Annotated in this window: 14 protein-coding genes and 1 riboswitch; of the genes, 4 read left to right on the top strand and 10 right to left on the bottom strand. The window is 32.5% G+C overall.

The features are described 5' to 3' along the window. Nucleotides 1–53: 53 nt before the first annotated feature. A riboswitch (Fluoride riboswitch) is annotated at nt 54–106 on the bottom strand. A 46-nt stretch (nt 107–152) separates the two neighbouring features. The 7 genes from MY490_RS09980 to MY490_RS09950 all read right to left on the bottom strand — a co-directional run bounded on the left by MY490_RS09980 (nt 153) and on the right by MY490_RS09950 (nt 5,706). Then, nucleotides 153–653 carry an arsinothricin resistance N-acetyltransferase ArsN1 family A gene (locus MY490_RS09980; RefSeq protein ID WP_248269048.1) on the bottom strand — a complete coding sequence of 167 codons (501 nt, stop codon included), beginning with the start codon at nt 651–653 and terminating at the stop codon, nt 153–155. A 17-nt stretch (nt 654–670) separates the two neighbouring features. Continuing rightward, nucleotides 671–1,132 carry a MarR family winged helix-turn-helix transcriptional regulator gene (locus tag MY490_RS09975; RefSeq protein WP_248269352.1) on the bottom strand — a complete coding sequence of 154 codons (462 nt, stop codon included), beginning with the start codon at nt 1,130–1,132 and terminating at the stop codon, nt 671–673. After that, the gene (locus MY490_RS09970) at nt 1,092–2,330 is read right to left on the bottom strand and encodes an MFS transporter (protein WP_248269047.1); all 1,239 of its coding nucleotides are present in this window, start codon (nt 2,328–2,330) and stop codon (nt 1,092–1,094) included. The genes MY490_RS09975 and MY490_RS09970 overlap by 41 nt, the downstream gene beginning before the upstream one ends. 8 nt (nt 2,331–2,338) lie before the next feature. Beyond that, a complete protein-coding gene (locus MY490_RS09965) occupies nt 2,339–3,466 on the bottom strand; it encodes an NAD(P)-binding domain-containing protein (RefSeq protein ID WP_248269046.1) in 1,128 nt (375 codons plus the stop codon). Nucleotides 3,467–3,685: 219 nt separating this feature from the next. Continuing rightward, a complete protein-coding gene (locus MY490_RS09960; RefSeq protein WP_248269045.1) occupies nt 3,686–3,907 on the bottom strand; it encodes a hypothetical protein in 222 nt (73 codons plus the stop codon). 2 nt (nt 3,908–3,909) lie between these two features. Then, nucleotides 3,910–5,109, bottom strand: coding sequence for an ArsA family ATPase (locus tag MY490_RS09955; RefSeq protein WP_248269044.1), 1,200 nt, complete (start codon nt 5,107–5,109; stop codon nt 3,910–3,912). A 123-nt stretch (nt 5,110–5,232) separates the two neighbouring features. Further along, the gene (locus MY490_RS09950; protein WP_248269043.1) at nt 5,233–5,706 is read right to left on the bottom strand and encodes a MarR family winged helix-turn-helix transcriptional regulator; all 474 of its coding nucleotides are present in this window, start codon (nt 5,704–5,706) and stop codon (nt 5,233–5,235) included. Nucleotides 5,707–5,869: 163 nt separating this feature from the next. Between MY490_RS09950 and MY490_RS09945 the strand changes: the two genes are divergently transcribed. Continuing rightward, complete coding sequence (locus MY490_RS09945; RefSeq protein WP_248269042.1) at nt 5,870–6,214, top strand: four-helix bundle copper-binding protein; 345 nt, start codon at nt 5,870–5,872, stop codon at nt 6,212–6,214. Between the two features lie 651 nt (nt 6,215–6,865). Then, nucleotides 6,866–7,582 carry an urease accessory protein UreH domain-containing protein gene (locus tag MY490_RS09940; protein ID WP_248269041.1) on the top strand — a complete coding sequence of 239 codons (717 nt, stop codon included), beginning with the start codon at nt 6,866–6,868 and terminating at the stop codon, nt 7,580–7,582. Between the two features lie 43 nt (nt 7,583–7,625). On the opposite strand, the gene MY490_RS09935 is transcribed toward MY490_RS09940, so the two are convergent. From MY490_RS09935 to MY490_RS09925, 3 genes are read right to left on the bottom strand one after another with little or no spacing between them, the layout of a single operon-like run. Next, a complete protein-coding gene (locus MY490_RS09935) occupies nt 7,626–7,826 on the bottom strand; it encodes a cation transporter (RefSeq protein ID WP_248269040.1) in 201 nt (66 codons plus the stop codon). Nucleotides 7,827–7,840: 14 nt separating this feature from the next. After that, nucleotides 7,841–10,234, bottom strand: coding sequence for a heavy metal translocating P-type ATPase (locus MY490_RS09930; RefSeq protein WP_248269039.1), 2,394 nt, complete (start codon nt 10,232–10,234; stop codon nt 7,841–7,843). 13 nt (nt 10,235–10,247) lie between these two features. Further along, nucleotides 10,248–10,547 (bottom strand): metal-sensitive transcriptional regulator, encoded by a 300-nt coding sequence (locus MY490_RS09925; protein WP_248269038.1) that lies wholly within the window; start codon nt 10,545–10,547, stop codon nt 10,248–10,250. Between the two features lie 115 nt (nt 10,548–10,662). Here MY490_RS09925 and MY490_RS09920 point away from each other — a divergent pair, with 115 nt between their 5' ends. After that, nucleotides 10,663–11,211: a hypothetical protein gene (locus MY490_RS09920; protein WP_248269037.1), complete on the top strand. Its 549-nt coding sequence runs from the start codon at nt 10,663–10,665 to the stop codon at nt 11,209–11,211. 193 nt (nt 11,212–11,404) lie between these two features. After that, nucleotides 11,405–11,929: a hypothetical protein gene (locus MY490_RS09915; protein ID WP_248269036.1), complete on the top strand. Its 525-nt coding sequence runs from the start codon at nt 11,405–11,407 to the stop codon at nt 11,927–11,929. Nucleotides 11,930–12,015 lie beyond the last annotated feature (86 nt).

Genomic DNA, 12,015 nt, shown 5'->3' with positions numbered 1-12,015 from the left:
AGTACGATCCCAGCTTAAATCCTAAAAAAAACGAGGACTCCTGCCAGTAAAATGTACTAGCAGGAGTCCTTAGCGGTTAAAGGTGAACTCCATCACCCTTTTTATTAATTTTATTATAACATAATCCTTATTATTTAAAATTCTATAAGTAACTATTGCGCAATTATCTTTTCCATTGCCATTACGTCAACAAACTCTCCATCTAAAATCCCCTGATTCTTGAACACGCCTACTTCGCGATAGCCTTTTTTACGATACAATCCTTGCCCTAACCCATTGAATGAGAAAGTAAATAATACAATTTTATGAAAATCATTTTCTTTAGCTAGTTGTTCAAGTGATTCAAGTAATAAGCTTCCTACACCTTTTCCCCTATAATCTCTAGAAATATAGATTGATAGGTCCGCAACTCCGTTGTATGCACATCTACCATTATACTGATTCAATGAAGCCCAACCGATAACTGCCTCTTCATTTTCTACAACAATTACTTTAAAACGTCCTTGATGATTTCCATACCATTCCTTCATATACATTAAATCTTTCGGTTCAGTTTCTAACGTAGCAATTCGATCCTCGATCCCTTGATTATAAATCCGCTGAATCGATTCTAAATCATTTTCATTTGCAAGACGAATATCTACATCCTTCATTAACATACTCTCCCTACTTAACATGTAGTATCTTCACAATCTTTTCTATCCTCTAATCTTGAGCGATTCATAACATCTGCTAAAAACTTGATTGACCGTTGAACTGTATCTCGTTCAAAATCATTCATTTGTAAGAAAATATCGTTTAAATAATCGTTCACTTGTCGATCGATATCTTTTGCAACCCTCTTCCCTTTTTCGGTTAAAGCAAGATTTGTTACTCGTTTATCTTCTGGTGAAGGAATCTTCTTAACTAAATCCATTTTGGCAAGTGTTTGAATCTGTCTGCTAAAGGTTGTCACATCTATTCCAAGTAAATCTGCTACTTGTTGAATAGATGGATTTTCCTTTGTATCTATTTCATATAAAATGTGACTTTGAACAACTGAAAAATCTAATCCATCAACTGAACAACAAAATTTATTAAGTAAACCAAAACTACGTGTGATCGTTTGAAAAAATTCTCTCATCTTTAACAGCACTCCATTTGTGTTTCTTTTTCTTATATTGATATTTTATAATAACTGCACTGATCAACCAAAATCCACTTATTGCATAGAAGATCCATGAAACGGGGTATGTCTGAATAATAAATCCAGAAAGTAACGGTCCAATAATCATCCCTAAACTTGTTGCAGAGCTTAATAATCCCATTGTTTTGCCCATTCCATATCTCTTACCTGATTCAGATGCAAGGGCTGAAGAGCTTGCTATCGCTAATGCTGTTAAGAGTGAAAAGATTAATATGGTAACACATATCAATGTAAAAGTTTCTTGCTTAGGAATGATAAATAGTAAGACTGCTATCCCTATACATGAACCTAATAGCAATCTAGTCTTTTCGTACTTATCGGCAAGTTTTCCTAGAGGTAATTGGAATAAACCAACTGTAACATTGTAAACTGCAATTAAAATCCCTATTTGTAAAGTAGAAAAATGCTTTTCTATACCAAATAACGGGAAAAATGAAACAATAAACATAATCAAAACAGCAGTTGCAAAATAAGTACTAGCAAGGGAGAAGATATTCCCATTCTTCCATATTTTAGTTGATATTTTCTTGATTGTGTCTTTCTCCTTATTCAAACAAATACTTTTTCTTGTTGTAGTGACAGTTGTAAAAATTAATATTAAAGTTGCAATCGATAAAACAAATAATAATAGGAAAGCCGATTTTACGTTCCACCGATCAGTAACCCATCCACCTAATATCGGTCCGATTCCGTTCGCCAGAAATAGTACTGTATTATACAATCCCATATACGAACCTTCTTTTCCTCTTGGTGTAACATCACCTATGTAAGTCATCGCCATCGGTAATAACATTGCAGAAGCAAGACCATGTAATAGCCTTGCACCGAATAATGTAACTAAGCTATTGGAAAAGTAATATGACAGAGCAATAAATGGATAGATTCCTAAACTTATTGTAAGTAACCACTTTGGACCTATTCGATCTGCTATTATCCCAATCGGTGATCCGACAATAAATCGAACTATATAAAATCCACTGTAAATTCCCCCCACCCAAAGTCCATTTGCACCCATTGTTAGGGAATAAGAGGCTAGTAACGGGGCAACAACTCCAGTCCCAATAGTTAAGATAAAAACAATCGAAAGTACTGGAATTAATTCAATCATGAATGATTTCTTATTAAAAGCTATACTTGCCTTCATCTTGAAGCTTAAACTGAAGCTGCTTTATTCTTTTTAGCAATTGAAGGAATAATTGAAAATGCATTTTTTCTTAATCCTAAAATAAATCGGAACGTAGGACCATGGCTATGAGAAGACAAAGGTCCTGCAAAGTATAAACCTGGTAAACTTGATTCAAATGATTCACTTAGCTTAGGAAATTGATTGAAACCTTCTTCACGTTCAATTGCTGAAAGTATTTTATGATCAAAAAATGGTGCTTTATCTAGGTTTATATGAAATCCTGTTGCTGCAATAATATGATTAACTGTTTTTTCAGCTCCATTTGATAAGTAGATTCGTAGTTCATCATCATTTAATTGTTCAATACGGTCTACACTCACTCCTCCTGTTTGAGGTACAATTCCTTCGACATATGGTTTTAAGAAATGAGCAACACTTCCTGGAGACTGACCCCAACCTTCTTTCTTATCTTCAATTGGTAAATTATAAAAAACATCCCCTACATCACGAAGCGCAATTTCATTTTCTCTACTTCCTGCATAGTTCGGTCCTTCTTTTCGATAAACTAATTCAATATCTGCACCCTCTCTATGCAGTAATCCAGCTGCTTCCCATGCACTCTGACCACTACCAAGAACGACTACTTTTTTCCCTTTAAATTGTGCAAAGCTCGTATATCCTGATGTGTGAGAAACTAAATTTGAAGGAAATTCTTTTAAGATGTTTGGAAGGTGCTTATAATGTTCTACACCAGTTGCAACAATAACGTTTTTTGTTAAATATCGTTCGCCACTTTCTGAAGTAACTTCATAGTAATCTTTTTTATGTTCAACTTTAGTAATTAATTCAGTTGTAAATTCAATTCCTGCTTTTTGTGCAAACCAATTTGCATACTCAACAAAAATTGGTCTAGGTAGTGGTGTAACAAGCTCAATTCCAGTTTCTAATGAAAATTGTTGGACTGTTAATTCATCTTTTGGATCTGAAAAGCTGACAAATTCATGAGGTGTACGAATGAACATATCTTGTGGCATTTTGTTTCTCCAAAAATCCATTGGATAGCCAAATAATTTGTAGTCAAGATTACTCCCAATTGTATGGGCTGCTATCGAAATACCAAATGGACCCGAACCGATAATAATAACATCTAACATTAAAACCATCTCCTTTTTATTTGTATTTTACAATTAAATATTTTACTTACTCTGCAATTAATATATTGTTTATAATTTATTTATATTCTTTTTATTTGTATTTTGCAACTAATTTTCTTTTTATTTATCAACTTTTTGTACAAAAAAAGAAACCCAAGTTGGGCTTCAGCTTCTTATTAGTCATACCTTTTATTATTGAGTCTAGTAAGTTACTTTATATTAATCATCAATTACAATTTTTTTACCAGTTACGTTTTCCTTTTCTTCACTTTCAATAATATTAATTTTATTATCTATAATATTTCTAATCCCTAATAAAATTTCTTTTTTTGCATTACTAAAATGTCGTTTAGAGGCTTCTGGGATGAAACTGCTTTGTATCTCTTTCCGTAAATCAAACAACTGGTCAATCAAACCATGCATCCTCTCACGCTCTATCATACTTATTCAACTCCTTCATCGTTATTTGAAGTTCGTTCACCAAAAACAATTCGAAGTCTTTGCTCAACAAATCTTGCTCCCTGAATAGGTCGACCTACTAATACTCTAGGTAAGTAAACCTTTCTACGATACGAACCAGCTTGAATCGTTAATTCGTCTCCTCGTTGAGTTAGATCTAAATCTGATTTATCAATAAATGGTAGTGTTAAATACAGTACATTTTTGTCTTCTTCTTTTATTACTTCTTCTATCTTACCTGTATATAGAATTTCAGAAGGATCCACATTTTTAAACATTATTTGTGCTAACTCTTTTAAAGAAGCTATTCCTGTAACTTCTGATTTCATCAATGGCACCCGTAAAATAGGCAAAGGCTGGAATGATTGATTAATCACTTCTTCATATTGTTTTTGAATCTTTCTCCAACCATCAAAATAACTGCCCTCTGCTTCCTTAGGCAATACTCGGTTAACTATAATTGCATCAGTATTCAGGCTATATAGATTCAAATAGGTAAAAGCTCTTTGTGCCTCAGTAATGATCATTTTCTCTGGATTTAGAACAATACGGACGGATGTAATATTTTTATCTAATAGTAAATCCTGTACCTGTATAACTTTCTTAACCAATTTCTCTATGTCATTTAGTACTTCATCATCGGGAAGTTTCAAGCCACCAGTCACTACCTTAGCTACTGGGCGAGCCAATTTCAACAAACGACGTTGGTGTGGAAAAACTTTAGTCAGCCACCAAATTAATACATTCGGATAACTAAGTAAACGTAATGTTTCACCAGTGGGCGCACAATCGATAATCAATACATCAAATTGCCCACTTTCTGCGTGATCTATAATCTTCAATAGACTAAAAAGTTCATCCATTCCTGGAAAAGCCATCATTTCCTCTGCGTTTACATCCTCTAACTTAGTCCAAGACAATACTCCACTCAACCAAGTCTGTATAGCACTCCAATTTTTCTCAGTTTCTTTTAAATTATCTATTTCTTGTGCCCAGAGAAAATCAGCAATTTGAGTAAGCTCAGATCCTATCTCATCTATTTGAAATGAATCTCTTAAATTATGTGCAGCATCCGTACTCATAACTAATGTTTTTAGTCCTTGTGAAGCTAGTTGAACTGCTGTCGCTGCTGCAATACTTGTTTTACCGACTCCACCTTTACCAGTGTAAACAATAATTCTCATTTCCTTTTCCTCCTAAAGTTAAATACGATAAATTACGCTTCTGGCAAAAAATATTGGCACCTTTAAAATTATTACGATATCGTAATATATTTCTAAAAATAAAACTTGGTTTAAACCAAGTTTCTATTCTTCGATTTGTATCTTTCTAGATGTTTCTTTCTTTTGATTTATTGAATTAGTTGAACTCTGTAATGCATTAGCAACCTTTAGAATCAATGGGATAAATTGTTGTAATTCCTCTGGTGTAAGGGCATCTTCTACTCTTTGTAAAATGCTTTTAATAACATTTAAAACCCGAATTGCGATTGTTTCTCCATCTTTTGTAAGAGTTACTAATATCACTCGCTTATCATTCGGATCTTGATTACGTTCAATGAGCCCCCGCTTAATAAGTCTCTGACTAATATTTGTAACTGTACTAACTGGAATTCCTAAATCAGAGGCTAATTGAGACATAGTTGATTCGTTTCTCTGTCTTAACATAAGAAGAGCAATTATTTCCGAACGCGTCAATGATTTTTCAATCTCGAATATCTCCTGATTAATAAACATAGGTTTTAAAGCATTTTTAAGGAAGAGCGATATTAATTGGTCCATAGTTTTCTCCTATTCATAAAAATCTTCTCCCCTAAGATCATATTATTACGATATCGTAATAATTGTCAATCATTTACTCTTTCAGATCCATTCATTTAATAAATGTATAACAATATTAGATTAATCATACAGTTTAATGATTAACGAAAGGGGTGGATGAAGAATGGAGTATAGACCAGATATGCAACAAATGCATGCAAAAACAATGAAAAGTCTTCACGACTGTGCCATGATGTGTGAACATATGTGTATGATGTTACTTGAAAAACCAGATATTCAATCCAGAAAAGTGCAACTTAATTTATTGCGTGACTGCGCAGATATTTGTGAACTCTGTATGAAATATATGGCACGTCATAGTATGTATTCAAAATCTTTATGTCATACTTGTTCATTTATATGTGATGCTTGCGCTAAAGAATGTTTAAAATATACCGATCACGAATCTCAGATGTGTGCTCAAATGTGCATGGAATGCGCTAAAGATTGTCGTAACTATGCGATGTAAGTATAAAAATAAGAAGATAATATTTGCAGATATATATAGAAGTGATTAACTGTATTAAGCTTTTAATAATTGTTCAAATTTGAAAAGTAAATTTTATTTACTATAACTTACAGTTATTTCAATTTAATAAATAATTAGGCTTGGTTCTGAAAAAGAAACCAAGCCTAATTATTTTACTCTTATTACTATTTAAATTTACACCAAATTAGTAGTGTTCTCATAAGCATATAATTTGTAACCCTGCTCCAAATGCTAACCAAATATTTAAAACGGTCATTGTGTAATTCCTTCCAATTAAAATCTTAAAAACCTAATTAATTATAATTTATGCTTTCATAATTTAAGAATAAAAATAATAAAAATATTAAGATTTCTATCTTATTTGTGAACGATTTGTGAATAATCAGTAGATACAGTTGTTATTTAATGTATCAATTTATACAATCGATTTAATGTCTTTGTGGGAAGATACATGCCTTTAAATAAAGAATATGGTTATAATAATCTTTCCAATGTTAATGGTTAGCTCGTATTTTGATAGTATACTACATTTATTTGTTCGCAGTTTCGATACCTTTTCTACACTGAATTTACACATTTATTTTATAAACTATAACTATAAATAGATGCATTACATTAAAGGAGAATACATTGACTAGCTGGTTATATGATTTAATGAATTATTTGATAAATGTATTTTATGCAACAAAGTCTATCCCAATTATTGCAGCATTTGTCTTAGGGGTAGTAGGGACCCTTGCCCCATGTCAGTTAACTGGGAACATGGGTGTTATTATGATTATTAGCAATGATACTTTAAAGAAAACAATTCCATGGAAAAATATGTTCAAATTTATTTTAGGAAAGATAGTAGCATTTGGCGTGCTTGGAGGATTAACTTGGTGGTTTGGTCGTCAATTTTCTAGTAATATTGTTTTCTTATTTCCTTATACTAGAAAACTAATGGGTTTAACTATTATATTATCAGGACTACTATTACTAGGCTTCTTTAATAAACAATTAGCAAAAATTCTTTTATATAAACCTATTTTCAGATTTACTGCTAAATCAAATTACTTTATCATTGGAATATTGTTTTCACTGGCATTTTGCCCAACAATGTTCTCATTATTTTTCTTTACACTGATGCCACTTTCATTCACGAGTATTATAGGGTATTTATTACCTTTATTATTTGCGATGGGTACTGCCATCCCTTTACTTCTATTTATGTTTTTTATTGATACATTTAACTTACAAAGTTATTTATTGAAAAAAGGTAGAGTAGTAGGTGGTTATGTTCAGAAATTATTTGGATATGGCTTAATATTACTCGGTTTATATGACGCCTATATATATTGGTTGTAGGGTATTAAAAAAGAACGAACATCCGTCCGTTCTTTTTTGGGTTTTAAACGATATCGTATCCTTGATCCTCAATAGCTTCTTTCACTTTTTCAACTGTTTCTGGAGTTGTATGGTGAAATGTTACTTGTTTTCCTTCTAAATTAACTTCAATGTTTTTTGTGTCTGAAACACTTTCCATTGCTTTTGTTACCGCGGCTTTACAATGACCACAAGTCATTCCTTCAACTTTTAAAATTGTTTCCATTATTTATTTCCTCCTTATATTTTCACCCGTTTTAATCGAAGTGCATTTATGACAACTGACACAGAACTGAATGCCATTGCTGCCCCTGCAATCCAAGGCTGAAGCAATCCTAATGCTGCAACAGGTATTCCTAAACTATTATAAAATAATGCCCAAAATAAATTTTGACGAATATTGTTCATCGTTTTCTTACTAAGGGCAATTGCCTTTGGTATATGGGATAAATCTCCACCAACTAAAGTAACGTCAGCTGTTTCAATTGCAACATCGGCACCTGTACCAATTGCCATACCAATATCAGCTTTTGCAAGAGCTGGAGCATCATTTATTCCATCTCCAACCATTGCTACGACCTTACCTCGGTTTTGTAGATCGGCTACGATTTCAGCCTTTTTTTCAGGAAGAACTTCAGCGTAAATATGCTCAATACCTACTTGCTCTGCTATCGCTTTTGCAGTGCGAGTGTTATCTCCTGTTACCATATATACATCAATTTTCAAATCTTTTAATGCCTGAATTGCTTTAGCGGAAGAATCTTTGATTGTATCTGCAACAGCTACGATTCCTTCTAACTCGCCATTAATTGCTACTAACATGCCTGTTTTACCATTAGACTCTAAAGCTATTAATTGCTCTTCAATAGAAGTAATTCTAATATTCATTTCTTTCATTAATTTTCTGGTACCGATATAAATATTAAACTCATCAATAGTTGCTTCTACTCCATGACCTGGGATTGCAACAAAATTCGTTACTTCCTTCAGTTTTATCTTTTGTTCTTTAGCATGTTGAACAATGGCTTGTGCTAAGGGATGCTCAGACATATTTTCAACACTAGCAACAAGTTCTAATAAATCTTTACGTTGATTTTGATTAATCACATCAGTAACTTCAGGTTTACCTTTTGTGACAGTACCTGTTTTATCAAGTATTACTGCATTTATTTTTTGAGTGGTCTCTAGATATTCTCCACCTTTGTACAAAATACCATGTTCTGCGCCTTTTCCACTTCCAACCATAATAGAGGTTGGTGTCGCTAAACCTAATGCACATGGACAAGCAATTACTAAAACAGCAATTCCAACCTCAATCGCCTTTGGTAAATTCTGCTGATCGAATACAAAATACCAAAGTAAAAATGTTAAAATTGCAATTCCTATGACAATTGGAACGAAAACATTTGAAATTCGATCCGCCAATCGTTGGATAGGAGCTTTTGAACCTTGTGCTTCTTCAACTATTTTCACAATATTAGCTAATGCAGTTTCTTTTCCAACTTTCTCTGCACGCAAAGTCAAAACTCCGTTACCATTTACCGTTGCACCGACAACTTTATCATCTTTTTTCTTATCTACTGGTAAAGATTCACCTGTTATCATTGATTCATCGACTGTGGATATACCAGATAAAATAACACCATCAACAGGAATTTTTTCACCTGGTTTAACAAGTAAAATATCTCCTACTTTCACATCTTCTAAGGATACTTTCAATTCTTCTCCATCTTTAAGTATTGTTGCTACTTTGGCTTGAAGTTCCAATAATTTAGAGATTGCTTCTGTCGTTCTTCCCTTTGCAATGTGTTCAAAATATTTTCCAAGCAAGACTAACGTGATTAATATAGCACTTGTTTCAAAATAAAGATGTGGCATATATGATTCATTGTTGATCGTCTTAAGTGCTTCAACCAAACTATAAAAATAAGCTGCTGAGGTTCCAAGGACAACTAGTACATCCATATTTGCACTTTTGTTCCTAACCGCTCGATAAGCTCCAACATAAAAGTGCCATCCAATAATAAACTGCACTGGCGTTGCAAAAATTAACTGAAACCATGGATTCATTATTATATGTGGCATCCAAATACTATTACTGAATGGTATATGAGATATCATCGAGTAAAGTAATGGAATAGAAAGTAAAATAGAAACAATTAATTGGATCTTTTTCTTTTTAGTTGAATCATTTTCTTTATTTGTACTTTCGCTTTTTACAGATGCCGAATAACCAATATTATTAATTTTATCCATAATCGATTGGATTGAACGCACTTCTGGTAAATAGTCAATTGTCGCTGTATTCATAGCTAAATTCACATTTATATTCACAATACCATCCATTTTTCCAACTACTTTTTCAATCCGTCCAGAACATGCAGCACACGTCATACCTTCTATATCCAATGTGGTTCTATCTACCGAAACTCCATATCCAATTTTTTGAATTTTATCAATTAAATCAGTTGTTTGATATTGTTTCTTATCGTAGGTAATGGTTGCTTTCTCTAGAGCAAGATTTACGTTCGCTTCTATCCCATCCATCCGATTTAAACTTTTTTCTATTCGTGTCGCACATGCAGCACAAGTCATACCCTCAATACCTAGTTTTAACTGCTTTGCCTCACTCATCTTACCAACCCCTTTATTTTACATAACGCTTAATTACTTCCATTAATTCACTTACAGAGGCTTCGCCATTATTCTCGTTCACAGCTTTTACCATACAATGATTGGCATGTCTTTCAATTAATGAAAAACTTACTTTTTTCATTGCTGCTTCAACTGCCATAATTTGTGTTAATATATCGATACAATACCGATCTTCTTCTACCATTTTTTGAATTCCTCTTACTTGCCCTTCAATTCTACGAAGCCGTTTCATTAAATCACTTATTTCTTCTTCACTTCTAGGGACCATATGGTCGTCATGACACTGTTCCATTCCATCACCTCACTAACATTATATACTCTTAGGGGGTATAGGTGTCAATTTTTTATTCTAATTATAATATATTGTCCATAGTATATTAATGAGCGATATTTGGGGGGTATCAAAATTGATAATTGGGTGGACATGTATAATTTTATCTATTCTAATTACTTTCTTTTCAACTTATTTTCTACCAGCGAAGAAAGATCAAATGAATCTAATGATGTACATAATGATGATAAGTATGACCGTAGGATTAGGAACAGGCGCAATCACTACAATAACTTTACAAAAGCATTTTTTAATTTCTTTATTACTTTCAATGGGAATATCGGGATTAGTTGGTCTAGTTATTGGTATGCGCCTTCACTTTATTGCCCTAATTGAAGGCTTGTTTACAGGAATTATGTCTGGAATGATGGGGAGTATGACCGTTTCTATGCTAACTCCTTTAGAGGCAAAAACATTCTTATTAATTTGTTTATTATTAATAACTTGTACCGCTTTGTTTTTTTCAGTAACGTTTGTAAGTAATAGGTTTCCAAAGTTATTTTCCTCGCACTTTCCGATTGTATTAATAACAAGCCTTTTACTCATTTTTTCCGTGTATTTTTCTTTTGTACACATTGAACAACTAAAAACTACAAATATTCATCATAATGAACATTCCCATTAAAAAAGGCACCTCCAGGGTGTCTTTTTTAATTATGACTTTAAGCCAGGTATGCATAACTATTTTTGGGTTAAATCTTATTTAATGCATAATTTCTGCACATTTTTTTGATATCTTCCATTTGGAGAGAATTTGAAATGAAAACATTGAATGTTTAACAGTTATTCACTAAAACTAATAGTACTTGGGGGTATTTATGATTTTAATAAACAACATTTTTAAACCTTACATCCTATACATGATGTACTTTTTAGGGGTAGGTTTAATTTCGGGATCTATTGTACACGTTCCACTAGATCCAATTCGTTACAGTATAATTTTAATAATTGGTGCAATTTTATTTTCTTTTGCTTCATTCTTATCAGAGTTCTCAAAAAAAGGACAATCAATGAAATTAACTGAAATTATAAGAATTATCTTATTTTCATTAATCCTTTCAATTGGGATCGGAATGGTTAGTGGTGGAATTCAACATTTTAATGATATTGGTATATACGCTACTTATTTAATTCCTATTGGATTTGTTCTTTCAGTATTTGGATTCATTTATAAAAACAATACTAAAGTTTCTGGAATACAGTGGGGAGTAATATTAATTTTAATATTAGTTATTGCTCTACCGCTTAAATCATTTTTAAACTATGAAGTAACTAAATCAATGTCCAATGATGTTCATGGTGAAGAAGAACATGATCATGGTGATGATCATCAAAACCAGTAGTACTTCGTAACAACTTTGTTTATCAATTCTTTTGTTCTCTCCAAAAGCTCTTTTATGAATGATATCGATATGTTCAATATTTGGCA

Origin of the sequence: Gottfriedia acidiceleris (assembly GCF_023115465.1) — a bacterium.
GTDB classification, from domain to species: Bacteria; Bacillota; Bacilli; order Bacillales; family Bacillaceae_G; genus Gottfriedia; species Gottfriedia acidiceleris_B.
The sequence above is the reverse complement of the archived record's forward strand: the minus strand, read 5'-3'. Positions and strand labels throughout refer to the sequence as shown.

Bases quoted from the DNA above. Each gene is read 5' to 3' on its own strand.
- MY490_RS09925 (WP_248269038.1), bottom strand. From the start codon at position 10,547: ATGGAACAGTGTCATGACGACCATATGGTCCCTAGAAGTGAAGAAGAA.
- MY490_RS09955 (WP_248269044.1), bottom strand. From the start codon at position 5,109: ATGAGAATTATTGTTTACACTGGTAAAGGTGGAGTCGGTAAAACAAGT.
- MY490_RS09970 (WP_248269047.1), bottom strand. From the start codon at position 2,330: ATGAAGGCAAGTATAGCTTTTAATAAGAAATCATTCATGATTGAATTA.
- MY490_RS09965 (WP_248269046.1), bottom strand. From the start codon at position 3,466: ATGTTAGATGTTATTATTATCGGTTCGGGTCCATTTGGTATTTCGATA.
- MY490_RS09930 (WP_248269039.1), bottom strand. From the start codon at position 10,234: ATGAGTGAGGCAAAGCAGTTAAAACTAGGTATTGAGGGTATGACTTGT.
- MY490_RS09935 (WP_248269040.1), bottom strand. From the start codon at position 7,826: ATGGAAACAATTTTAAAAGTTGAAGGAATGACTTGTGGTCATTGTAAA.
- MY490_RS09915 (WP_248269036.1), top strand. From the start codon at position 11,405: ATGATTTTAATAAACAACATTTTTAAACCTTACATCCTATACATGATG.
- MY490_RS09980 (WP_248269048.1), bottom strand. From the start codon at position 653: ATGAAGGATGTAGATATTCGTCTTGCAAATGAAAATGATTTAGAATCG.
- MY490_RS09950 (WP_248269043.1), bottom strand. From the start codon at position 5,706: ATGGACCAATTAATATCGCTCTTCCTTAAAAATGCTTTAAAACCTATG.
- MY490_RS09945 (WP_248269042.1), top strand. From the start codon at position 5,870: ATGGAGTATAGACCAGATATGCAACAAATGCATGCAAAAACAATGAAA.
- MY490_RS09960 (WP_248269045.1), bottom strand. From the start codon at position 3,907: ATGATAGAGCGTGAGAGGATGCATGGTTTGATTGACCAGTTGTTTGAT.